Below are 23,645 nucleotides of genomic sequence, written 5' to 3'. Positions count from 1 at the left end.
ATCTTTCATGTGCCGATTTGCGATCCTGTGGGCGAGTGTAACACAAATAAGACAGCATCATGGCCCCGCATGTTCCCACAACCCTGCCCACCTCGCTGAGGGATATCGCGTTATCACCCGCAGATGACGGATACGACGCACGTCGAGCTGTGTGGAACGCCACAATCGACCGGCATCCGGCGCTCATCTGTCAATGCACGACCTCGAAGGATGTGCAAAACGCCATTGCACACGCCGCGCAACGGGGGTGCAAAGTCTCTGTGCGGGGCGGGGGGCACAACATCGCGGGCACTGCCGTGGCTGACGGCGCGGTGATGCTCGACCTTTCCGGGATGAACCGGGTAGAAGTGGAAGCGGCGACGGCCCGCGTCCGCGTCGGCGGAGGCGCAACCTTTGCCGAGATTGACGCGGCGACGCAAGCGCACGGGCTTGTCGTGCCCGGCGGAGTTGTCTCTTCCACAGGCGTGGGCGGGCTTACGCTTGGCGGTGGCATTGGGTGGCTCGCGCGGCGGCATGGGCTGAGTATAGACAGCCTGGTCTCAGCTGAAGTTGTTCTTGCGGACGGCACCTGCCTGCACGCGTCCGAGAGCCAACATCCCGACCTGTTCTGGGCCTTGCGCGGCGGGGGTGGGAATTTTGGTGTCGTAACCTCATTCGAGTTCCGTGCATATCCAATGCGGCCGCAAGTCTCATTCGGCCCGACCTTCTTTGCACTGGAGGACGCCGCACACGTCCTGACCGCGTACGCGCAGCATTCCGAACACCTGACCCGAGACGCCTGCGTGTGGGCCAACCTGATGACTGCGCCGCCTGCTCCCGCGCTGCCCGAGCGCTGGCATGGGCAAAAGGTACTGACCTTGATGCAGTTCCATGCCGCGCCACAAGATGAGGCAGCGCAGGATCTTATGCCCCTTTACGGTGGCGTCGCGCCCCTGGGCAGCGCCTTTGCGCCGCGCCCCTACATCGAAGCGCAGAGCTTTCTTGACGAGGCTTATGCCTTCGGCGCGCGCAACTACTGGCGTAGCCACAATCACCTGTCACTGAGCGAGGCGCTGATCACCGATCTGGTCGATCTGGCATATGATCTTCCCACGCCGGCCTCTGAGTTGCTTATCTGTCAGCTTGGTGGTGCAGTGGGCGATGTTGGGGCTGACGCCACCGCCTTTGCGCACCGGCATGTGCCCTTTTTGTCTACGCCGGGCGTGCGCTGGGACAATACCAAGGACGATGCTGAGATGATCGGTTGGCTCAAAAATGCTTCACGTCGCATTGCTGCCCACGCTGCGCCCGGTGCTTACGTCAACTTCATTGCCGAGTCGGGGAGTGCGGACAAAGCATATCAACAGCACCTCGACCGGCTCTGCGCTATCAAGCACCAATACGACCCAGGCAATATGTTCTGCGTCAACCAGAACATTACGCCCATACCACCGCCGGGTGCGCCCATGCTTGACTGAAGTCCCGAACCGCGCGCGAAACTGACCCGATTTTTGGCAATCCTGTTTTCAATTGAGGTGCCCGGGCGATTTTGCATGACACTAATTTCTTCCAACGGGCATGCTTATAAAAAAGCATTGCGAAACATGCGCGCACTGTTCGTGGAAAATCTGTGCTATCAGTAAATCTATGTAACCAATTGCAAAGCAAATCGTTTTGGAAATAGTTCTTATTGAAGGTGGAAGAGATGTCTGGACAATCCACTCCATCGCAAACTGAAGACCCGGGTCTTGAGAAGGCCAATCTGGAGACCGTATTTAAGGATCTCCAAACAACCGATGGCGGCCTTACTTCGACTGAGGCTTCGGATCGACTGGCTAAGTACGGTCGCAACGAGTTGGCAGAAAAACGCGTCAGTGATCTACAGCGGTTGCTTGGATATCTGTGGGGGCCGATCCCTTGGATGATCGAGGCTGCTGCCGTCCTTTCGGCAATGATTGGACATTGGTCTGACTTCTTCATCATCATGGTTTTGCTGACCTACAATGCTGCTTCAGGCTTTTGGCAAGAACGTAAGGCTGCGGACGCGCTGGCGGCGTTGAAGGCGGGGATGGCCCCCAAAGCTATGGTCTTACGGGACCGGCAATTCTCGCAAATTGATGCGGCTAGGGTTGTCCCCGGCGACGTGGTGCGCATTAAGTTGGGTGATGTCGTACCGGCCGACGTGCGGTTCATTTCCGGCGATTATGTCAGTATCGATCAAGCCGCGCTGACAGGTGAATCCCTTCCGGTCTCAAAGGCGATAGGCGACGTCGGGTATTCCGGAAGCATCGCGAAAAAAGGCGAAATGACAGCTGTTGTGATCGCCACGGGCGCCGATACCTTTTTCGGGCGAACCGCAAGCCTTGTGGCGGGTGCCGGCAAAGGCGCATCGCATTCCCAGATCGCGGTCACGCATATTGGTGACTTCCTGATTATCCTATCAATTGCACTGGCCTTCCTTCTGGTCGGAACCGAGCTTTATCGCGATATGGTTGTTGATCATTCGTGGCAATGGTCTTCAGCGGCGGACATCCTCAGAACAGTTCTGGCGCTGCTTGTTGCATCAATTCCTGTCGCAATGCCGACGGTAATGACAGTAACCAACGCTTTGGGCGCGATGAACCTGTCCAAGAAGAAAGCAATCGTTTCACGATTAGAAGCTATCGAGGAACTGGCCGGGGTCGACGTGTTATGCTCGGACAAGACCGGGACCCTGACGAAAAACCAGCTGAGCTTGGGTGATCCCGTTTTGTTTGGCGAAGATGATGTGAACGAGCTTATCCTCGCGGGTTCTCTGGCTTCGCAGTTCGATGGCGATGACCCAATTGATGCGGCGGTGATTGCCGGGCTGCCGGGGTCGGACGCATTGTCGAAATACTCGCAAACCAAATTTGTTCCATTCGATCCCGTTTCCAAACGGACACAGGCGACGGTAATAAATCCGAACGGCAAATCTGCGGACTATACCAAAGGGGCGCCGCAGGTCATTTTGGACCTGTGCAAGCCAGAGCCAGCAACGCTCAGGAAAGCACAGGATGACGTCGAAGGCCTCGCGTCTAATGGGATGCGCGCTCTTGGCGTCGCCCGCTCGGATGACGATGGAAACACTTGGACTTTTATGGGTATTCTGTCGCTTTTCGATCCGCCGCGCGACGACTCCAAAGAAACGATCCAGCGCGCCAAGGAACACGGGCTTTCCGTTAAAATGGTAACCGGCGATGACGTGGCAATCGGCGATCAGATCGCTGCCCAACTGGGTATGAGCGCGCATCTTCAGGCCGCTTCGGACCTGTTCACATCCGACATGGACATGAGCCACCTACCGGAACAAATCGCCCAAAACGTGGAGCGGGCGGACGGGTTCGCTCGGGTCTTTCCCGAGCACAAATACGCCATCGTAAAGGCGCTGCAAGATCGTGGTCATGTCGTGGCGATGACGGGTGATGGTGTGAACGATGCCCCCGCGCTAAAGCAAGCCGATTGCGGAGTGGCGGTCAGCGGGGCGACGGACGCAGCGCGCGCCGCCGCTGCTCTGGTTTTGACCGCGCCCGGGCTGTCGACCATCATTGATGCCATCGAAGAGGCACGGCGCATTTTTGAGAGGATTCTGAACTATATCGTCTACCGGGTCGCCATGACGCTGGACATCATGTTTGTGGTTGTGATGGCGACGATACTATTCGGCTTTTCTCCTTTGACGCCCATCATGATCATCATGCTGGCACTGCTTGATGACGTGCCAATCATGACAATCGCTTACGACAACACCTACCTGCCCAAGAAACCCATCCGATGGGACATGCGGCGCATTCTGCTTGGTGCCAGCCTGATGGGGCTGCTTTCAATCGTTCAAACTTTTGGCCTTTTGCTGATTGGGATGCATTGGATTAACAGCACATCTCTACAGGCTTGGATTTCGCTAACACAGGAACAGGTTCAGACGGTTTTGTTTCTGCAACTAGCAGCGGGCGGGCATCTTTTGTTGTTCGTTGTCCGATCAAGAGGGGCTTTCTTTGCTCGACCTTGGCCCGCGCGCCCATTGCTGATTGCGATCATAGGCACGCAGGCGATAGCCGTCGCGTTGTGCGGTTTCGGATGGTTTGTCGAACAAATCCCGTGGACAGTGATCGGTCTGGTTTGGGTCTATATGCTGATCTGGCTGGTTATTCTTGATCTGACAAAGCTGGGTATGATGCGCAGGTTACAGAATCCTCATAATGCGGCGCATCGGATAGCATGAAACGCTTAGGAAGGTTGCCTCATGCATTGTTCCAAGTAATTTCGCGTCAAGCCGATCGTTGTTATCGCAGAATTTCGTTAGAGATTATTTGCCGCCGCAAAACGCGCGATCACGAGACGTAGACTCCGCCAAGGAATAGCGACCTGTCCAATTTGAAAGTGCAGCATTTGAATGCCTGACAAAACATCTCACATTCGCGGTTTTTCCCTTCCGGTCTTGCAGGGTATCCTGCCGGTAGTTCCAACCAAGCTTCCGATGGAAATACTTGCTGGCGTGACGTTTGCGTGCCTCGCGATACCCGAAGTCATGGGGTACACAAAAATTGCGGGAACCCCGGTTGTTACCGGGCTCTACACGATCCTGATTCCGATGACCCTGTTCGCGATATTCGGATCCTCGCGCCACCTTGTTGTCGGGGCGGATTCGGCAACGGCCGCCATCACCGCATCGGCCTTGGCCGCAATGGCGGTGAGTGGCCCTTCCGAATACATGGCGCTGGCGTCACTATTGGCGCTGATTGCTGGCGTTCTGTTGATTGCAGCCCGGATCGTCGGCCTGGGATTTCTGGCGGATTTTCTGTCACGAACAGTGCTGGTCGGTTTCCTGACCGGCGTCGGTATTCAGGTCTCTCTGGGTGAGTTACCCGGGTTGTTCGGCATTGAAACGAGTGGTCATGGCACGATCCAAAAACTATCAAGCGCCTATCAGAATCTGGATCAGGTCAGTTGGGCCACGTTTCTGATTGTGGCCGCAGTCCTAGTAATCGTTATCGGGGCAAAGCGTCTGTCCCCAAAAATCCCGGGGCCCTTGATTGCCGTGATCGGGGCAATTGGGCTCAGTTGGTACTATGACTTCGAAGGAAGTGGTATTGCCCTGCTTGGCCCTGTACCAAGTGGTTTGCCATCGCTTTCAATCCCGGATGTCAGCTGGACCTGGACGACGTTCAAACAATTGCTGCCAACAGCGCTGGCGATACTGGTTGTCATCCTCGCGCAGAGTGCCGCCACATCCCGCGCCTATGCGGTGCGATACGGCGATAAATTCAGCGAAAATACTGATCTTGTCGGGCTGGGTATCGCCAATATCGGCGCGGCACTGAGCGCGACATTCGTCGTCAATGGCAGCCCAACCAAGACCGAGATGGTTGCCGGTGCCGGAGGTCAAAGCCAGATCGCCCAACTAACCACAGCGCTTGTCGTGCTCCTGGTTCTACTATTCTTGACCCAGCCGCTGGCGTTTTTGCCGAACGCTGTGCTTTCTGCTGTCGTTTTCCTGATTGGCTTAAAGCTGATCGACCTCCAGGGCTTGCGGGTTATCTTGGCTCAGGCGCCAACCGAGTTCTGGATCGCGATGGGGACCGCCGCAATTGTCGTCGTTATCGGAGTTGAACAAGGCATCATCGTTGCCATGGCTCTTTCTCTGATCGATCACACGCGCAAAGGTTATCGGCCAAAGAACTCCGTCATCATCAAAGCGTCGGACGGGGAATGGCTGACGCAATCTCTGGAAAGGCCCGGTCAATTTCAACCCGGACTGATTATCTACCGCTTCTCGCATGGGATGTACTATGCAAACGCGCAGCGGTTTTCGAATGAGGTCACAGGCGTCATCGCCGCCACCAAGGACAAGACGAATTGGCTCTGCATCGACGCTTCTGCAATCGACGACATTGATTTTACGGCCGGGTATGCTTTGAAATCAATTGTTCAAACTCTCAGTACCCACGGCACCAAGGTTGTGTTTCTCTTCGCCGAACCAGCGCTAAAGGCGGAACTCAAACGCTACGGAGTAACTGATCTTATCCCCGAGTCTCTCTTTTTCACCACAGGTCATGAGATGATCGAAGCGTACGAAGCTGAAGTCGCGAAAAGTTAAGAATTCACCCCACTCCTCGTGCGTTCCAACAGTCCCTTCTAGCGCAACTGAAACGTGAAGGTTGCGCATCTGTTATGAATTTCTGGAATGCAGATTGCCGCTCCGGCGTTTCGTTCTAACCCAGTGACTGCTTTGGGGCGTCGCTCTATTTTTGGCAGAGTTAAGGCCGAGGAGCGGTGATGTAGCCTGGCGACATGTCATTGCATTGCAAACAGCCTGATTCATGCGGAGCAGAATACTTTGTTGAGTATCTTAACCTTTTATTTCAAAGACAATTTTGCCTCTGCGCAGCCGATCATTACGGCCAGAGTCTGATCGTCGGAAACGTACAGGTGGTCAATAGTATGACTCACGTCACCCTTGTTGGCGGAGACAAATTCGAAAAATCCCCGCGGCCCCGCCAGCCCCTGAAGCACAGGTTTTCCGTGTTCTATCCCAAGCGAGCCATTGTTCCTGCAATACCTGTCCCTTGCAGTTTGTCTTTGCCGTCATCGATGTGGCCGTGTTGACCATTTATGCCGGGCTGGGGAACAAGGCAGTCGAGGTCCTAACCAATCGTAGAGCCATATGGGCTGACCGGGGGGCGTCGTCTCTTGGCCGCGTTCGGCGTCGCACTGACATTGGTTAAACGGGGCGGGATGAAAGTCCTCGTTAACCTGATGCTTTAACGTGGTGTGGTGAAAACGGGCATTGGCGCAACCGATGCTCTTTGAGGCAATAACCGTCACCCCGGATAGGGTAGAAGCATAGAGCGCTTCACCACGCCATATGCGAAGCCGGTATCAATCGACCCGATGGCCTTTACCTTGTGCAGGCGTTGGCGCACGAAACGCTCATAGCTTTGTAAATCGGGGGCCATAACCCGCAGCAAATAGTCCGACCCTCCAGTCATAACGTAGCAATCCAGGATTTCATCTATGCTGCGTATGCTCTCTTCGAACTCGCGGGTGGTCTCTTCTGTGTGGCGTTCAAGTGTGACGCGGACAAAGGCCGTCACGGCGAGGCCAAGGCTGGCCTCATCCACAATTGCGGTATAGCCGCGGATCACGCCTTCTTTCTCGAGGTTCCTGACACGACGCAAGCATGGCGATGGCGACAGGCTCACCTTTTCAGACAATTCCTGATTGCTCAGCCGACCATCCCGCTGCAGGGCCCGAATGATTTGAAAGTCTTTGCTATCCATCGGTCCAGTTTTGGAAGTTTCTGCTAAAAATTACACAAATCGAGCATGATAACGCAATTCCCAAGATTTTGTTTTGCGCATATTGCGCGGCGAAACTCTTGGAGACGAATATGACGTATCAATCATCTATCACCCATGGCTTTGGGCTGCGGTCGCAGAGGTTAGACGCGCTGCCCGGCTTTGTTGCGATGGGTGTGACGGTTTTGATTTGGGCCAGCTTTGCGCTGAGCGCCCGGGCGACCAACGGGTCTGCACTGGGGTTTGCGGATGTTGGCGTGATCCGCGCGCTGGTACCTATGATTGTCTTCTTGCCGTTTTTACCATCAAGGATCGACATGATCCGCAAGGCGGGTCTGCCGCACTGCGCGACCATCGGCATCGGTGCCGGAATTCCGTTTTTCGCATTGGCCGTAAATGGTGGAAGCCTTACATCCGCAGCGCATGTTGGCGCGTTGATACCCGGCATCATGCCTGTTTTTGTGGCCCTTATCCTTTGGCGGCTCACGGGCGCAAAGCCGGGGCTGCGTGGGCTGAGTGCATTGGCAGGGATTATCGCAGGGGCGGTTCTGTTGGCTATGGACCAGAGCGAAGTTTCCGATTGGCGCGGTATCGGCCTGCTGTTGTGCGGAAGCCTATTTTGGGCCTCTTATTCTGTCGCGGCTGCACGTTCAGGTCTGGATCCAGTGGGTTGTGCGCTGGTGATATCGCTCAGCTCCTGCTTGGTCATGGTTCTATTGCTAGCATCAGGCACCGTAACTTTGCAGTTTGGCAGCTACAGCCCTAAAGAAGCGCTGCCATTTGTCCTGACGCAAGGTTTAGGCGCCGGTGTAGTCGCCAGCCTGACGTTTGCATTTGCTGTGACGCGGATTGGCCCCACGACCTGCGCTACGATTGGTGCGCTGACACCGGTTTTGACGGCGCTTCTCGCCGTTCCGGTGTTGCACGAAACTCTGCCTCCAATGACATTATTGGCCGTTGTTGTCATCTGCGTGGGCGTCATCCTCTTCAATCGACAGTAAGGATCATGGCAATGCTTGATTTTCCCGTTGCTGAAAAAGACCCTTTGTTTGCTCTGTCTCATCGTTTTCGCGCTGACCCGCGCCCGGAAAAGCTTGACCTTGTGCTGGGGGTGTATCGCGATGAACAGGGGCAGACGCCGGTCATGGATGTGGTGTGTCAGGCCGAGCTGGAGCTGGCTGAACAGCGGCTGTCGAAATCATATCGTTCGCTGTCCGGGCACACCCGTTTTAACGCGGGCATGGTGCAGCTCTTGCTGGGTGACGCATTGCCTCGCGCGCGTCAGATCGCAGCATTGCAGACGGTTGGCGGAACCGGAGCGCTAAGCCTTCTTGCGGGAATGATCGCCGTAAGTTCTCCGGGAACAATGGTTTGGTCTTCGGACCCGGGCTATGTGAACCATCGCCCAATCTGTGAAGGCGCAGGCTTGCCCATACGCCCATACCGTTTGCGATCAAAGGCGGGCATGGCCGATATCGCGCTGATCCTAGAAGATCTCGAAGCCGCTCAAAGCGGTGATGTGGTGCTGTTGCACGGGTGCTGTCACAACCCTACAGGGTTGGAAATGGACCTGAATTCTTGGTCAGCGGTTGCAGATTTATGTGAACGCAAAGCACTGATCCCATTTGTAGATATGGCTTATCAGGGTTTTGGGCTCGGGTTAGAGGAGGACGCCATTGGGCTACGTCTTTTGGTGGAGCGTCTCGAAACCGTGCTCGTCGCGGCGAGTTGTTCTAAAAATATGGGGCTTTATTGTGAACGCACGGGGGCAGCATTGGTGATTGCCAGTTCCACACGGGAGGCGAGTAACGCTACTGCTGTTCTGGAAAACCTGGCGTGGACGAATTATTCCATGCCGCCTGATCATGGTGCTTCCGTCGCCTCGCTGGTCTTTCAACGCTACGACCTTTGGAAAAGCGAACTCGAAGCAATGCGGCAGCGGATCGTTGCTCTGCGCGGCCAACTTGTGGACTGCCTTCGGCAAACTGGCGTCTCGCGTCGTTTGCTGGACATTCACCATCACAGCGGGATGTTTTCGGTGCTGCCCTTCAATGCAAAGCAAATGGAGTTTTTGCGCCAAGAATACAGCATCTATGGAACGGACGGGGCACGAATAAACGTGGCGGGCCTTTCTACCGCCGACGTCCCATACCTAGTCCGGGCGCTCAAGGAAACCAGCGGTATCCTGCGGACCTAAATGGGCTGCATGGGCAGAAACGGTTATGCGCAATGAGTAGGTTTGCCAGTCTCGGTCGCGGGCTATTTGGAAATGACGGCACTTAGGTGATCTTGTCTTGTGTGGCCATCTGCACCGGAATAGGCGCGGGTTTGTGAATGGCCACGCCGATCATCACCAGCGCCACGCCCAGAATATCCATTACGCTGGGAATCTGGCGCAGCACGATCAATCCAATGATGGTGGCCGTTGCGGGCAAGAGGGAAAGCAGGAGCGCAAAGCTGGCGCGAGGAAGACAGGCCATCGCAAGCTGATCGCAGACATAGGGGATGACGGATGAGCAGATGCCGACGCCCATCCCTGCCAGCACCAGCAATGGCGCACCAAAGGCGTCGAGAGCTTGCAGGAACCCTATGGGCATCACGAAGATGAACGCCGCCATCATAGCCGCGCCGAGACGCTCCACACCGCCTGACGCACCCGCCTCAGAGATCTTGTGGCCCAGAATGATGTAGAGGACGAACAGCAACCCGTTCAGGGCCGCCCAAAACAGGCCCAGAAGGTCAGCGTTTAGCGCGGGTCCGTCCGCCGCCAGCAGGGAGGGCACGTCTATCAGGAGGGCTACGCCAATGATGGCGCAGGCAAAGGCCAGACTGTTGCGCCCAGTGCGCAGGCCCCAAAGCGCGAGCCCGATGGTGCCAACAAACTCGATTGCAGCCACCAGAGAGATCGGCAATTGGTCCAAAGCCAGGTAGAATGCGCTGTTCATCACTGCGAGACAGGCGCCAAGCGTGGCAAGAAGGATGCGTTCGCGGACAGTTGACCGTTTGAACGTGTGCCAGGGTTTAGTGAACGGCGCGAAGACACAGGCGGCTGAAGCAATGCGGAACCACGCAACGCCGAGTACGCCTACAACCGGAAACAGCAGCACGGCGAAGGCTGGGCCGAGGTAGTGGAAGATGGCGGACACACCAAACCAAGCATGAGGCGGAACAGCCTCGGACAAGCGCGACATGGCTCTGGGAGCGTCGGTGGGAGCTTGATTATTCATACGGTCATGATGCAAGGTGAAAGCGAGCGTTGATATGCGCCGTGGATAGTTGATATGAGAAAACTGGTCACAGAAAGAAGGTGAATATGAGAAACAACCTTCGATCCGAAGAAGCCTGCATCGACAAAATCGACGCAACGATTCTGCGTGAGCTTTGTGCCGATGCCCGCATTTCCCGGGCGGAACTGTCTCGCCGTGTCGGCCTATCCGCCCCAAGTGTGGCGGATCGCGTCAGGCGTCTTGAGGACTTGGGCATTATCACCGGGTACGGCGCGCGCATCGATCCGTCCCGCCTTGGCTACGGTTTGACAATCCTGATCCGGGCGAGACCACTACCGGGCGCAATGCAGAACATGGTCAAAGCGATCCAGGAGACGCCGCAGATCGTTGCCTGCGATCGCGTATCCGGCGAAGACTGCTTTGTCGCACGGGCGCATGTCCGCGACGTAGCGGAGATGGAAACGGTCATCGATCGGATCGTCCCATTCGGTGCGACGAACTCGTCTATTGTTCAGTCCTCGCCGGTTGAAGAGCGTTTGGTTGAGCTCTAAGCCCGTGCAGAGAAGGCGGGCTTCATCAAATGGCAGCCTTAGCCCGCACCTGCCGGAAGTTGCAACCTGCGCCGACCGTAAGCAAACGTGTCCAAGGCCGACACTGAACGTTGTGAGGACAGGCCGATCCGGCCGTACATCAGAGGCCCGGGCGCGAAAATGCAGCTTGCGCAGTCCTGTTATTCGTGCGCTTTCTAACACCAGTCCAATTCGGATACCGCCTCCACACGACTTGCCAGCTTCGACCAAAGTTGTGTTGTCGACGTTGGGCTTGAGCCAAGCATCAATCGCGCACAAGGTGGCCTCCGTCCACATCCAGAACGGCACCGGTCAAAAACCCGTTTGTCATCGCCATGATCACGGCTTGCGCGATGTCCTCGGCCTCTCCGACCCGTCCCACGGGCAGGCTGCAACCAACCCTCGCATACATGCCTTCACGCGCCTCTTTCGTCATTGCGGCATAGGCTTCGGTTGCGACCATGCCGGGGCTGATGCAATTCACCCGCGCCCGACCGGCCAGCTCCAACGCCAGCCCTTTCGCCAGCGCTTCGACCGCGGCATTCACCGCGCCGAGGCCTGTGGCCCCAATGGATGGGCGACGGCTGAGCACGCCGGAAAAGAACGTGATGGAGCCGCCTTTAGCCAACACCGGCAACACTTCACGCGCAATCATACAGGGGCCGATAAACTTGGCCTCAAACATGGCGCGCAGATCGTCTGTGGGTAGTTCGGTGAATGCACCATGCGCCGCACTTGAGGCTGAGATCACCAAGTGATCCACCGGGCCAAGGGCCCCGACCCATGATCTCACACCAGCCTCATCAGTTGTATCGACCGGTGCAATCTGCACCTCGCCGCCGATTTCGTTTGCCGCCGCATGCAACTTGGCAGCGCTGCGGCTGGCAATTGTGATTTTTGCCCCGAGAGCGGCTGCCATCTTTGCCGTTGCCTTCCCCATGCCACTGCTGCCGCCGACGATGACAATGTGCTTGCCTTTCAGGGCGGTTTCGAAAACCGTACTCATTGCAAGGGCTCCTTTTGTTGATTTGTCAGTCGATGCTCAGCACCAGCTTGCCTGTGGTTTCACCGGCTTCCAGACGACGGTGTGCTTCGGCGGCTTTGGCAATGGGGAGGGCGGTGACCTGCGGGCGCAGAACGCGCGTCTCAAGCAGATCAAACACTGTTGCCATATCCGCGCTAAACTGATCGGGGTAATTGACGAAATATGTGTATATGTCGCTGACCCGGACCGAGACGGATTTCTGGAAATGCTTCGCCAAGTCGTCGGCAAAGCTGCCCGCTGGCGGACCGGCAAGGAACCCGAACAGAACCGAGGTGCCCAGTGGCGCCAGCATGTTGAGATCTGATTTCAGGGACTCGCCCGAGATTGGGTTCAGCGTCAGATCCACGCCGCGCCCGCCGGTGAGTTCCAACACCCGCGCAGTAACGTCCTCGGTGCGATAGTCGATGACGTGATCGGCACCTTGATTTTTGGCATACCCAACTTTGTCGGTGCTGGTCGAGGCAATCACCGTCATGCTCAGATGCTTTGCGATCTGTAGGGCCATGGTGCCGACGCCCCCGGCTGCCGCGTGAACCAGTACGGATTTGCCCGCCGCAGCGCCGCCCAGATTGACCAGCATGTGATAGGCGGTCATCCCGTTGACGGGGATTGCTGCGGCGGTTTCGAAGTCCACGGTATCGCCCAACCGGGTGACATAGGGTGCTGCGATCACCGAATGTGTACCATATCCACTGGCACCAATCGGTCCCATCCACGCCACGCGGTCGCCGACAGAGAACCCTTCGACCCCGGCACCCAGCGCTTCGACCACTCCGGCCCCTTCGACCCCGGGTACATGAGGCAGCTCGGGCATCATCCCCTCGGGCATTTCACCGCGACGGATGATCGTGTCGATAAAGTTGACCGCCCCGGTTTTGTTGCGGATCAGGATTTCCCCGGCATCGGGGGTCGGGGTCGCTTGGTTAGTTTTGCGTAGAACGTCCGGTTTGCCGGTCTGGCTGATTTCAATTGCGAAAGGCATGAACTGTCTCCTTCTGTTGCGCAGAAGGTAGAGGTCACGTCTTTGAATGATAATAGTTGATATCGGGAGATATAATCCCAAAAATAGGATAATGATCTACAACGACCTTGCCCTGTTTACTATCGTCGCCAACCATCTCAGCTTTTCCAAAGCTGCGGAGCGCCTGGGGATACCGCTCAGCCGGGTCAGCCGCAGGATTGCCGAGCTAGAGGACCATCTTGGAACCAAACTGTTTGAGCGGACAACCCGTCAGGTTCGCCTGACGGAAGAAGGTCGTCGGCTTCTGGACCGATGTCAGAACCCGATTGAGGCGCTGCAAGGTGTTGCGGGCTTTACCGACGACACGAGACGCCAGAGCATCCGCATCACGGCGCCTCCGCTGGCGGCGCGCACGACCATTGGCCCACGGCTGCTGGATTTTGCGGAACAGAACCCGGATGTGGCGCTTGAGATGACGACCACAAATGTCATGCTGGACTTCTTTCGCGACAATATTGATCTGGCCTTTCGGGTTGGCCCGCTGACAGATTCCAGCCTTGTCGCAAAACGGCTCTGGTCGGTCCCTTACTGCTTTTGCGCCGGTTTGGGTTTCATCCAGAAGCGGGAGTTGGGCGGGCCGATATCCAGACCGGACTTTCTTGCGTTGCCCGCCCTGACAGCTGGTCAGCCCTGGGTGCTTGAGAACGGGGAAACATTGCATCCGAAGCACACCGCGCACAGTTTAACCGACCTTGATGTCATTGCGCAGGCAGCCCGCCGAAACCTGGGTGTGGCGATGCTACCTTTGGATATGGTGGACGCTGAGTTGCAACAGCTTGAGGTCACAGACGCCACACCATTGACGCGGGACATGTTCGCCGTCTATCCAAGCCGCCGCCTTTTACCCGCGCGGGTCAGGAAGCTGATTGATTTCATGACACCCAGCTAAACTTACCAATCAATCGCAACTCCATCGCGAAAGAACCCTCCGGTCGGGCCGCCTTTCGGCAACGTCGCTGCCCAGACAACGCCCTTGGCGCCCTCGGAAACCGGACGCCCACCGCCGCCCATATCCGTCGCAACCCAGCCGGGACATACAGCGTTCACGAGAATGCCATGTGGTTTCAAGGCGGCCGCGGTCTTGAGGGTGAGCGCGTTGAGAGCCGCTTTGGACACACCATAGCCGGGTGTGCCGGCGGACATGCTGGCCAACGAACCTGCACCAGACGTCACGTTGACGATCCGGGCATCCATGCCTTGTTGCAACAGTGGCACCGCCGCAATCGTGGTGTCCCAAGGGCCGAAGAGGTTCGTATCAAACGCTCGGCGGACCCGGTCCAGATCGGCGAGGTGGACCTGTTGATCGGTGTCGTAATCAACGCCTGCGTTGTTCACCAGAACATCGAGGCGACCATAGACCGATTCAATCATCAAAAAGAAGGCGGCGGCTACAGAGTCCGAATTCGAGACATCAAGTTGCAAGGCCTCCGCCCCATATCCGATCTCATCCGCAGCAGCCTGCCCTTTTGCCAGATCGCGCGCACCCACCAAAACCTTCATCCCGTGGTCTCGGGCCAATTGCCGGGACACTTCTTTACCAATACCGCGATTGGCTCCGGTCACGAGTGCGATGCGCTGACTGGTCATGGCCCTCTCCTTCAATTCGCCTCGGCAGCGCGCTGGCCAGCAAGAGCCACAAGACCACGGTTACCGGTTTCCCAGAGTGCCGTCATGGTCATCGCTGTGACAACCCAGCGGTTGTTTGATTTCTCGAGCTCATAATCATAGCGACCACCCAGCACCCACAAGCCGTCATCAAGACGATGGGTTGCAGTGAAATCTGCCTGTGCTGTGGCCGAAGTATCGGACAAAGAGGTGACAGTATGGTTGGCCACCATATGGTGCGTTGAGTCGAAACCGGGCAGAAAAGCGGACCATCCCGCGACAAGCTCATCAGCGGGTTGCGTGACCGGGTCTCCGCCCCAGAGGCTGGTGTAGTCTGTCGTGACGGTATCGGCAAACGCGCTACGCACGCGGGTCCAGTCGTGGCGGTCGGCACCAGCCGCGATATCGGTGATTGCGGTCGAGATGCCTGCCTGTTGCTCGGCGAAAGCTGCGGTCCTGATCATGGAAATGGCAGCAAGGGTGGAAGTGAGTTTTCTGTGCATGAGGATGCTCCGAGTAAGTTAGGGGGGACGCCGAAAGATCATTCGGCGTCCCAACAGGGCTTAGTCGCTCGAACCGGCGCGGAAGTGTTCGGCGACGGTATCGGCCGCGCGGGTCACATCCTCGGGGTTGTCATAGAAGTCGAACTGCGAGACATCTTCCAGCCATTGCGCCGTCGCCTCTCCTGCGAAACCGGCAAGGAAAGTCTGTACGCCTTGTGGGATCGCCGCGCTTTCCGAATGGACGATTGCCAGCGGCTTGTCCAAACGCTGCGGATTGTCGGCAGGATGATAGGTTAGCCAGCCTTCCCAGCCAGCATTGTTCCATTTGTCATCATATTCCGGAATCGCGCCACGGTCGGCCTCATAGTAATATCCGCCGATCGGCATCAGCACCCCTTCGGCACCCTCGGGACCTGCGGCAGGAATGATCTGTCCTCCAGCGGCTTCGGCGGCATGAGATACCTCGATCAACCCGGCAACACCTTCTGCGCCGCCATAGACCGCCTCGACGATCTCTGAGTTCTGCAACCACGGTGCAACCAGGCCCAGTCGCTGAACCAGTGGATTGCCGGAGACCGCATCCACCATGTACCCGGCCGACGCGCAGATCCCCAGACCGTTGATGTGGTCTGCATCCACTTCGGGCAGGGTCGCGACGAACGCGATGGCGGCTTCGATGTCTGATGTTTTGGCTTCGGGGCTTTCAACAAAGCGCACGTTGTTCGGCAGGTCGCCCGATTTGCCCCAACCACGGAAATCGAAGGTGAAGGCAGCAAAGCCGCGCTCGGCCATTTCTCGGGCATAGTTTGCGGGCATCTGCTCCTGAACCGAGGTCCAGGCACCGGTCACAACAACAGTGGGCAGCGGTTCAGCTCCGCGCTCTTCAGGCAGGTACAGAGTGCCCGACAACGTGGCACCTTCGTTTTCGAACGTAACGGTGCGGGTTTCAACCTGCGCAACGGCAGCTGTTGATGCCATAAGCGCTGCGGCAGTGTTCAGAGCGAGGGTATTCATAGCGGTATCTCCCAAAATCTGTCTGGATGGGCACAAGCCCGATGACATCTGAGATACGCTGTCGGCAGTAATGATACTTGCACCGAACTGCTGCGTTTTTGAAAGATCCTGCTTCAGACGGCATTCGCTGCGCGGAACGCGCGCGGGGTCTGGCCCACCACCTGCTTGAAACTGCGCGTGAAATGCGCCTGATCCGAAAACCCGCAGGCCAAAGCGATATCGCCCAGAGGGCGCGCTGCGTCCTCCATCATCTTCATTGCCTGTTCGACCCGGTAGGCCATCACATATTGCATGGGCGTCGAGCCTAGCGTTTCTTTGAAAACCCGCGCAAAATGCGAGGGGCTCATGCCCGACTCAGCGGCCAGTTGGTCGACGGTGATTGTCTGTTCCAAACGGTTCTGTACATAGGCCAGCACCCGTTGATAGTGCTGAGACGTAAAGCGCGCGGACAGCTCAATCTCTTCAGCGCGACGTTTGCCGTATTTCTGAAGCAGTTTGACCAGAAACACCCGGCTCATGGCTTCGAACATCACCGCTGAAGACATATCATCAGTAGCAAGCGCGTCGCGCAGAATGACGCCAGCAGTACATAAGTCGGGATCAGAAAACTGCGGCTGGTCGTGAAACTGCTCCGGAGCCAGCAGCATCCCAAGCTCGGACTGCGCAAAGTGCTGAACCTTGTCCGGATGCAGGGTAATCACAATCACGTCGGACTGTCCGTACCACCGCCAGCCTGACCGCATGCCCGCAGGGGTCACGATCACCTCGTCCTTGCAAAAGGTGAAATCCCGCAGCGTCCCATCCCGCCAATTCTGAACGCGATGCCCCTTTTCCTGTAAGTTCAGAAGGACATGATGCTCCGCAAACACCTCCTCGGGCATCCGATCAGGTTCGGCCCGAAAATACCGCACTGACATCAAACCAGCCGCTGAAGGGCGCTGCATCGCATCACTGTTCAGCAACGGTTCTGACGGGTAGATATCGGCGTATTTTAGGGGCAATGAGCGGCTCCGGCTGGAAATATTCGATATGTGGGGTCTGCGCGTGCAGGGTCAAACGCCTTGCTGTTGCTTTATATGGTCGACGAATAGCCTCAGCGGCATCATGGATTTATACTCGCGTGGGAAATACATGAAAAAACCAGGTGTCAGACCCAAGTGGTCGTCAAGAACTGGCGTTAAGACTCTGTTATCAATCAGCGGGGCGACATAAGCCCTGAAGGTATAGGCTAACCCTAACCCCCTTTTCGCCATGTCGATGGTAGCAGGAAGAGTGTTCGCGATCAGATTGCCCTGCACATCTACGGAGTACTCCCCCTCATTCGATTGAAAGCTCCATGGCGCAATATGGCCCGAAGACTGAAACCTGTAGCGAATGCAGTTATGCAGCAGCAAATCACGCGGCGTTTCCGGGATGCCCCGTGCCGCCAGGTAGTCCGGGCTTGCAACGACGACCACCGGCAGTGGCTGTGTCAGTCGCACCGCCACCATGTCCTGCGCCACACGATCCCCCAGGCGGAATCCAGCATGAAGTTCTTCACCCAGAATATCGGATAGCGCATCGGTCAGAGACAGCTCCAACTCGATCTCGGGATATTCGGCGCAAAAGCTTTTGAGGATTGGACCAACATACAGGTGATAGGCAAACTCGGGCATCGCCAGTTTCAACGTGCCCCGCGCGGCGTGACCGGTGCTGCGCGCGCTTTCGACGGCCTCTGACAATTGATCAAAGGCGGGTCCCGCGCCGCGGATCAGGGCCCGCCCAGCCTCGGTCAGGCTGATCGAGCGCGTTGTCCGAATGAAAAGCGCGGTTCCCAGTTGTTCTTCCAGAGCTTTCAATTGATGGCTGACGGTCGACGGTTTGATGCCAAGCGCATCAGCCGCAGCACGTAGCGATCCGTGGCGCGCGATGGCGGTGAAAATTTCCAGCGTGGCAAGTGGCAGGCGCATTGTGTCCCCGAGAAGCTCGATTATTAGATACTATACATGAAAGAAGTGTTTCCAGAGGGAGTTATCGCGGATCGGCGAGATTATTAACTTTAGGCCACCTCAGCCCGGAAGGCTGTCACCACGTATTCAGGAGGACACAAGATGAACACTCTGACCAAAGTTGCTGCCCTCACCGCTACTCTGATCACAGGAGAGACCGCCATGGCCGCTTCCCCCGAAGACAATATCAAGGTCGTACAGGATTTCTTTGCCGCCTATGGCGCCAATGATCTGGACGGTATCGCAGCCGTGATGGACGAGAACGTCAAATGGCACATCCCGGGCCGCCACCCCTTGTCTGGAACCAAGACCGGTAGGGACGAGGTGCTGGCCTTTTTCGAACAACTGGGCACCGCCGGTTTTCAGGCCGAACCCATCTATTTCGGCGCAGACGAGACCCACGTGGTCGATATTCACCGTGGCTGGTCGAACGCTGAAGGCAAACCGAATGTCGATACGACATGGGCTCTCGTCTATCGGATCGAAAACGGCAAGATCGTCGAAGCAACCAACCTGTCCGCCGATCAGGACGCGGCCAACACGTTTTTCTGGTCTCAATACACGCTGGCCCCAGTCCCCGAACGACTGGCTAAATAATCCATTGGCTGGTGAAACAAATGACCGATTACCCCGAAATACGCAGGTTCATCGCTGACTGGTTTGTCCATTTTGACAGGCTGGATCCGATTGAGGCGCTCCTGCCTGATCTCCATCCCGACGTAACCTGGGACATGCCTGACGTCGACACCACGCTCAGCGGACATGAGCGCGTGCGGGCCTGGTATCGTGGCGTGCTTGAAACCTTGCAACGCCCGACCGAGCACCACGTCAGCAATGTCGCGATCACACCCGGCGCAGCACGGTTCGAGGTTCTGTTTCGCGCCAAGACAATTGGGGGCGAGTGTCTCGAAGCGCGGGTTCAGGAAAACTGGCGCTTTGAAACCCGGCCCGATGGCCGCCCGCTGATCACGCATTATTCCGCAAAATTCCTGCAAGAGGCTGACACATGAAAACCCTCGTTCTCACCGCCCACCCGGACCTGAGCAAATCGCGCATCAACCGCGCATGGTACGACGCTCTCTCTGATGCATCCAATGTTACGACCCGCGATCTGACCACCGTTGGCGGTGCCGAGATGCGCTTTGACATCGAAGTCGAACAGACCATGCTGCTGGCTCATGACCGGATCGTGTTTCAATTTCCATTCTATTGGTACTCAGCGCCACCGGTCATGAAAGCCTGGATGGATCAGGTGCTGAACTATGGCTTCGCTTATGGGCCGGGTGGTGACCGATTGAAGGGGCGCGAGTTGCTGATCCTTGTCTCGACCGGAGGTCCCGAGCACAGCTATCACGCAGGCGGGTACAACAACTTTTCCATGGCTGAGTTTCTGAAACCGTTCCAACAAACAGCAATTCTGGCGGGCATGACTTATCTGCGACCGTTCGTGGCCCACGGCATGGCTGTGGCCACTCAGGAACAGATTGACGAAAACGTACCTCATATGCTGGCCTATTTGAATGACCCCGAACTGGACCCCAAGGTCAGACAGGCCCGTTTGCTCAAGCAGTTGGAGGACGACCCCTCTCTGGCGGCGGCTGTAAGCTGACGTCGGCCGATCCCGCGTCTGCTGGAAAATCACGAAATTTCCAACCGGCGCGGGTTCTTTCACAACCAATGACAGGTAGACTATCGGCGCGGACCAAGATTGTGAGACCACAATGACCGAGACTGATCACCTGAACCATTGGTTGATTTCCGAAGGCCGCCTACTGGGGGACGAGAAACTCATCGTCAAAGGCTATTGCGAAGGATTGACCGCCCTGGGCGTACCCTTGGCTCGCGCGCGGATCGCGCAGAACTACTCCAACCCTTTGCTCAGCGCGTGGGGGATCATCTGGACACCCGAAGAAACTCGCCGCTACACCGTACCGACCACGGTTCTGGCAACCAGCGCGTGGCACGGCAGCCCGTTTGAATACGTCGTCACGCAGCGGCGCCCACTGCGCAAACGCCTGACCGATCTGGACGTTCTGGAAGAACATCCGGTCTATGCCGAGTTGGCTGAAACAGGTGCCACCGATTTTCTGGCCATCCCGCTGGAGCATGGCAACGGATCAGTTCAGGGCACCAGTTTCACCTCGAATGCGGAAGCAGGGTTCTCGGACGAGCACATCCGATACATTGAAGGCACTCGCTATGCGCTTGCCGCTGCTTTGGAACCCATTGCGATGCGCCATTCACAGAAGAGTCTTCTTCAAACTTATCTGGGTCACGGACCTGCGGAAGAAATCGACCAGGGCCACATAAAGCGCGGAGAACACAAAACAGTGTCTGCCGCTATCTTATTTGCGGATCTGCGTGGATTTACCGAGAAAGCCTCATCCTGGTCCGAAAACGACTTGCTTTGCATGATGGGTGAATACTTCGAGATGGTGGTATCGCCTATCCAAGAAAAGGGCGGTGACGTTCTCAAATTCATGGGTGACGGCATACTTGCTGTTTTTGACATTGATGACAGCTCGGAACTTTCCTGCCTCTCTGCTGTTCAAGCGGGTCAACAAGCACTGAGCAACCTGAATGACTACAACGATACAGCTGCTGACAATGGCAAAGAGGCGATCGAATTCGTCATCGGCATTGATTTCGGTCGCGTCACCTTTGGCAACATCGGCAGCCCCGGTCGCTTGGATTTTACGGTTGTCGGTCAGGCTGTGAACGTTGCCAGTCGCATTCAGGAATTGTGTAAGAAACTGGACGAAAAGATACTTGTGACACAGAGCGTCGCAGAGCACATAACACATAGTATGCAGTCAGTAGGCTCTCATTCTATCCGCGGTTTGTCCGAGGAAATCGAGGCTTTTAAAGTCCGGGAATAACTCGTCGTTAGTCTACTGTTCGCCGACCAAGGTAGTTGGTAGTCGGGCGCATAAATTACATCTGAGGTTCCGACAAAAAACTGTGTCATTTGCTGCGTTGAAGTAGAATGTCTTCGTCGCATCGCGAGAAGACCGGATTTCAACAGTTCTGTTAACACTGTCACTTGAGGCGCGATGGGCCTAAGTCCTGTTCGGTGGCTTGGGTTGAAACTGGAGAATCAATGGGCTGCACCCACCTCGCGTCGACCGCCTATATTCACCTTTTGGAGGTTGGAAAGCCTTGGAACCTGTTCCTTCCTCAGGGTTTTGACATCTAATATGTGCTTTCGTAAGCAGCGCAGCGCTCCGTTGTGTCCATCTCAGCGACATGGACAATTTCGCTTGTTTTGTGAGCGCGGTAAATCTCGGCGAAGGGTTCGGGAAACCAGTTTTTGGCGGTTTCGTTCTGCATGAACCTGTCCAACGCGGCCTCCAACGTTTCGGGCAGGCGGACCAAGCCCCTGGAGTTCAAATCCGCCGGAGACAGCAGCGACAGATCCTCTTCCGTGGGTTCGGGTGCGGACAAGCCGTCTTCGATGCCTTGGCATCCTGCGTGTACGATAGCCGCCAGTGCCAAATGCGGGCAGGCGGCTGCATCTGCTGCGCGGTACTCGATATTGAACTGACTTGCGATATCAGAGGGGTCTTTCGAAGTAACCGGGCAGACCCGAAGCGAGGCTTCTCGGTCGCGGAAGCCGAGGTTGTTGTAGGCTGTCGACCAGCGATGCGGTGTCAACCGCAGATAGGATATGACCGATGGTGCGGTCAGCGCCAGAATGGCATCGAGATATTTCAGAACTCCGGCCACAAAGGCGCCGGTCAGCTTCGACATTCCGCAAGGTCCGTCGGGGTCATAGGTGGCCGGGGTTCCGTCGGGGTGCAGAAAGCTCATATGAATGTGGACGCCATTCCCAACGCTGTTTGGGTCGCGGATCGGTGTGAACGTTGCCGCTTCACCATGGGCGCGCGCGACCGAACGCGTGAGTTCACGCAGAATGACGGCGGCGTCGGCAGCGCGGACGCCTTTTTCAGGCCCGATCACCACCTCGTACTGATTGGCACCGTATTCCTTCATGATGCTGTCGGGGTAGAACCCGGCCGCCTCGACTTGCGCCATAAGGGCCTCGCAAAGCGCACGCTGCTCTTCGAAACCCCCACGACCGTAACCTTCGCCAACAAGGGCGCTTGTGCCCTTCAACTGAAACTCATGCTCGAAAGCGGCCAGAAGCTGCACGCCACCCACAGCTTCCAACCGCGCCAGCGCCGTCTTCAGGAGCGCGCGGGTGCAAAGCTCCCATGGAGTTCCGTCCAAGGTGACAATATCCCCCAGCATGAACCGTTCAGTATGTGTATCAAATTCGGCGGTCACACTTGCGGCCTGATCAGGGATCAGAAGCAGATCACCAAGGGCGCCAAAGGGACTGTCGGCGATGGCGTCGAAACAATTGATTTGCACATTGGTCGGGGTCCAGCCAACACCTCTTTGCTGGCGTTTGTCTAATTGCGCAGAAGGGAAGGCCTTGCCGCGGACCTTGCCCGCCAGGTCGCATGTCGCTGCGAAGATCAGATCGCTCATTCCTCATCCTTCCACGTTTTCGCGCGCACTGCATCCCAGGCTTCGATTCTGGCACGCGTCCTGTCCCATGTTTGCTCGGCCACCCGCGTAACCAGTGCCTCGGTCACAGCCAGCGCCGCCGAGTAGCTGTCCCAGACGGTGCCGGTATCTATGGGCACTGCCAGCACCTCAGCCGCGTGACGGGTGGCCGGGGACAGGCCCTTGTCGGTCATCAATATCACCTGCACCTTCTGTTTGCTGGCCTGTTCCGCCAACTGGCACAGATTACGCTGATAGCGGCGGAAATCGACCAGAAAGAATATATCCCCCGCCTTCATCCTCAGCAGGTATTCGGGCCATGTTTCCGGGTCCCGTGGCAGGTGATAGGCGCTTTCGCGTGACAGGCGCAGGTGAAAGGTTAGATGACGGGCAATCGTGTCGCTGATCCGGCCACCCACAGCAAAGACACTGCGCTTGGGTTCGGAAATTAGATCGACGATCCGATTGAATTGCCCTTCGGTAACGGCCTCTCCTGCCGACTGGACCTGCTCGGCGGCGCGGGCCAGAAACCCGCTTAGATAGCCGCCTTCGATCTGCCGGGCATTGGCCTGCAGATCCACAGGCGATTGGTCGCCAGCGCGCAGTTCGGCCAGAAGGCGGCGCTGCATCTCAGCATAGCCGGACAGGCCAATCTTGGCCACGAAGCGCGAGATTGACGGGGGCGAGACCTCGGCCCGCTCGGCCAGTTCCTGAATTGGGATCAGCCCGGCATAAGGGTAGTCTGACAACAAGGCAGCTGCCAGTTTGCGCTCAGATTGGGTCAGCTTGGCCGAAGTCGCCTCGATTTGTGCGCGGATGTTCATTGGTTCATCGTTTATGAAAGAAAATTTTCAGTCAATGGCATT

At 56.9% G+C, this 23,645-nt stretch carries 22 protein-coding genes and 1 pseudogene; 11 read left to right on the top strand and 12 right to left on the bottom strand.

Annotated features, from left to right (window positions below):
• Window positions 1–59: 59 nt before the first annotated feature.
• The 3 genes from ACOQOY_RS02385 to ACOQOY_RS02375 all read left to right on the top strand — a co-directional run bounded on the left by ACOQOY_RS02385 (window position 60) and on the right by ACOQOY_RS02375 (window position 6,094).
• Window positions 60–1,457: an FAD-binding oxidoreductase gene (locus ACOQOY_RS02385; RefSeq protein WP_420583885.1), complete on the top strand. Its 1,398-nt coding sequence runs from the start codon at window positions 60–62 to the stop codon at window positions 1,455–1,457.
• 227 nt (window positions 1,458–1,684) lie between these two features.
• Window positions 1,685–4,219: a plasma-membrane proton-efflux P-type ATPase gene (locus tag ACOQOY_RS02380; RefSeq protein WP_420583884.1), complete on the top strand. Its 2,535-nt coding sequence runs from the start codon at window positions 1,685–1,687 to the stop codon at window positions 4,217–4,219.
• A 171-nt stretch (window positions 4,220–4,390) separates the two neighbouring features.
• On the top strand, window positions 4,391–6,094 hold the full coding sequence (locus ACOQOY_RS02375) for a SulP family inorganic anion transporter (protein ID WP_420583883.1): 1,704 nt from the start codon (window positions 4,391–4,393) through the stop codon (window positions 6,092–6,094).
• Window positions 6,095–6,818: 724 nt separating this feature from the next.
• Here ACOQOY_RS02375 and ACOQOY_RS02370 read toward each other — a convergent pair.
• A complete protein-coding gene (locus tag ACOQOY_RS02370; RefSeq protein WP_420584023.1) occupies window positions 6,819–7,142 on the bottom strand; it encodes an Lrp/AsnC family transcriptional regulator in 324 nt (107 codons plus the stop codon).
• 3 nt (window positions 7,143–7,145) lie between these two features.
• A pseudogene (locus ACOQOY_RS02365) lies at window positions 7,146–7,277 on the bottom strand (Lrp/AsnC family transcriptional regulator); the annotation flags it as partial.
• A 110-nt stretch (window positions 7,278–7,387) separates the two neighbouring features.
• On the opposite strand from ACOQOY_RS02365, the gene ACOQOY_RS02360 reads away from it, so the two are divergent.
• Both ACOQOY_RS02360 and ACOQOY_RS02355 read left to right on the top strand, forming a co-directional pair.
• Window positions 7,388–8,296: a DMT family transporter gene (locus ACOQOY_RS02360; RefSeq protein WP_420583882.1), complete on the top strand. Its 909-nt coding sequence runs from the start codon at window positions 7,388–7,390 to the stop codon at window positions 8,294–8,296.
• Window positions 8,297–8,301: 5 nt separating this feature from the next.
• Complete coding sequence (locus ACOQOY_RS02355; RefSeq protein WP_420583881.1) at window positions 8,302–9,492, top strand: aromatic amino acid transaminase; 1,191 nt, start codon at window positions 8,302–8,304, stop codon at window positions 9,490–9,492.
• Between the two features lie 82 nt (window positions 9,493–9,574).
• On the opposite strand, the gene ACOQOY_RS02350 is transcribed toward ACOQOY_RS02355, so the two are convergent.
• Window positions 9,575–10,522: an EamA family transporter gene (locus ACOQOY_RS02350; protein ID WP_420583880.1), complete on the bottom strand. Its 948-nt coding sequence runs from the start codon at window positions 10,520–10,522 to the stop codon at window positions 9,575–9,577.
• 86 nt (window positions 10,523–10,608) lie between these two features.
• Here ACOQOY_RS02350 and ACOQOY_RS02345 point away from each other — a divergent pair, with 86 nt between their 5' ends.
• Complete coding sequence (locus ACOQOY_RS02345) at window positions 10,609–11,073, top strand: Lrp/AsnC family transcriptional regulator (protein ID WP_420583879.1); 465 nt, start codon at window positions 10,609–10,611, stop codon at window positions 11,071–11,073.
• A 283-nt stretch (window positions 11,074–11,356) separates the two neighbouring features.
• Here the strand turns inward: ACOQOY_RS02345 and ACOQOY_RS02340 are convergent, their stop codons facing one another.
• Window positions 11,357–12,097: an SDR family oxidoreductase gene (locus ACOQOY_RS02340; RefSeq protein ID WP_420583878.1), complete on the bottom strand. Its 741-nt coding sequence runs from the start codon at window positions 12,095–12,097 to the stop codon at window positions 11,357–11,359.
• Window positions 12,098–12,122: 25 nt separating this feature from the next.
• A complete protein-coding gene (locus ACOQOY_RS02335) occupies window positions 12,123–13,118 on the bottom strand; it encodes a quinone oxidoreductase family protein (RefSeq protein ID WP_420583877.1) in 996 nt (331 codons plus the stop codon).
• A gap of 91 nt (window positions 13,119–13,209) precedes the next feature.
• On the opposite strand from ACOQOY_RS02335, the gene ACOQOY_RS02330 reads away from it, so the two are divergent.
• Window positions 13,210–14,046: a LysR family transcriptional regulator gene (locus ACOQOY_RS02330; protein ID WP_420583876.1), complete on the top strand. Its 837-nt coding sequence runs from the start codon at window positions 13,210–13,212 to the stop codon at window positions 14,044–14,046.
• A 2-nt stretch (window positions 14,047–14,048) separates the two neighbouring features.
• On the opposite strand, the gene ACOQOY_RS02325 is transcribed toward ACOQOY_RS02330, so the two are convergent.
• The 5 genes from ACOQOY_RS02325 to ACOQOY_RS02305 all read right to left on the bottom strand — a co-directional run bounded on the left by ACOQOY_RS02325 (window position 14,049) and on the right by ACOQOY_RS02305 (window position 18,228).
• Window positions 14,049–14,744 carry an SDR family oxidoreductase gene (locus tag ACOQOY_RS02325; protein ID WP_420583875.1) on the bottom strand — a complete coding sequence of 232 codons (696 nt, stop codon included), beginning with the start codon at window positions 14,742–14,744 and terminating at the stop codon, window positions 14,049–14,051.
• An 11-nt stretch (window positions 14,745–14,755) separates the two neighbouring features.
• Window positions 14,756–15,265 carry a nuclear transport factor 2 family protein gene (locus tag ACOQOY_RS02320; protein WP_420583874.1) on the bottom strand — a complete coding sequence of 170 codons (510 nt, stop codon included), beginning with the start codon at window positions 15,263–15,265 and terminating at the stop codon, window positions 14,756–14,758.
• Between the two features lie 60 nt (window positions 15,266–15,325).
• Window positions 15,326–16,279, bottom strand: a complete 954-nt coding sequence (locus ACOQOY_RS02315) for an alpha/beta hydrolase (protein ID WP_420583873.1) — start codon at window positions 16,277–16,279, stop codon at window positions 15,326–15,328.
• A gap of 113 nt (window positions 16,280–16,392) precedes the next feature.
• The gene (locus ACOQOY_RS02310) at window positions 16,393–17,280 is read right to left on the bottom strand and encodes a helix-turn-helix domain-containing protein (RefSeq protein WP_420583872.1); all 888 of its coding nucleotides are present in this window, start codon (window positions 17,278–17,280) and stop codon (window positions 16,393–16,395) included.
• A gap of 51 nt (window positions 17,281–17,331) precedes the next feature.
• Window positions 17,332–18,228 (bottom strand): LysR family transcriptional regulator, encoded by an 897-nt coding sequence (locus tag ACOQOY_RS02305; RefSeq protein ID WP_420583871.1) that lies wholly within the window; start codon window positions 18,226–18,228, stop codon window positions 17,332–17,334.
• Between the two features lie 141 nt (window positions 18,229–18,369).
• Between ACOQOY_RS02305 and ACOQOY_RS02300 the strand changes: the two genes are divergently transcribed.
• From ACOQOY_RS02300 to ACOQOY_RS02285, 4 genes are all read left to right on the top strand, one after another.
• A complete protein-coding gene (locus ACOQOY_RS02300; protein ID WP_420583870.1) occupies window positions 18,370–18,864 on the top strand; it encodes a nuclear transport factor 2 family protein in 495 nt (164 codons plus the stop codon).
• Window positions 18,865–18,884: 20 nt separating this feature from the next.
• Window positions 18,885–19,277 (top strand): nuclear transport factor 2 family protein, encoded by a 393-nt coding sequence (locus ACOQOY_RS02295; protein ID WP_420583869.1) that lies wholly within the window; start codon window positions 18,885–18,887, stop codon window positions 19,275–19,277.
• Window positions 19,274–19,876 (top strand): NAD(P)H-dependent oxidoreductase, encoded by a 603-nt coding sequence (locus tag ACOQOY_RS02290; RefSeq protein ID WP_420583868.1) that lies wholly within the window; start codon window positions 19,274–19,276, stop codon window positions 19,874–19,876. The genes ACOQOY_RS02295 and ACOQOY_RS02290 overlap by 4 nt, the downstream gene beginning before the upstream one ends.
• A gap of 112 nt (window positions 19,877–19,988) precedes the next feature.
• The gene (locus ACOQOY_RS02285) at window positions 19,989–21,146 is read left to right on the top strand and encodes an adenylate/guanylate cyclase domain-containing protein (RefSeq protein WP_420583867.1); all 1,158 of its coding nucleotides are present in this window, start codon (window positions 19,989–19,991) and stop codon (window positions 21,144–21,146) included.
• 313 nt (window positions 21,147–21,459) lie between these two features.
• Here ACOQOY_RS02285 and ACOQOY_RS02280 read toward each other — a convergent pair whose 3' ends face one another.
• On the bottom strand, window positions 21,460–22,761 hold the full coding sequence (locus tag ACOQOY_RS02280; protein WP_420583866.1) for a glutamine synthetase: 1,302 nt from the start codon (window positions 22,759–22,761) through the stop codon (window positions 21,460–21,462).
• Window positions 22,758–23,603 (bottom strand): MurR/RpiR family transcriptional regulator, encoded by an 846-nt coding sequence (locus ACOQOY_RS02275; RefSeq protein ID WP_420583865.1) that lies wholly within the window; start codon window positions 23,601–23,603, stop codon window positions 22,758–22,760. The genes ACOQOY_RS02280 and ACOQOY_RS02275 overlap by 4 nt, the downstream gene beginning before the upstream one ends.
• Window positions 23,604–23,645 lie beyond the last annotated feature (42 nt).

The sequence above is a fragment of the Ruegeria sp. genome (genome assembly GCF_965221235.1).
GTDB lineage: Bacteria > Pseudomonadota > Alphaproteobacteria > Rhodobacterales > Rhodobacteraceae > Ruegeria.
This window is presented reverse-complemented; position numbering and strand designations above follow the sequence as displayed.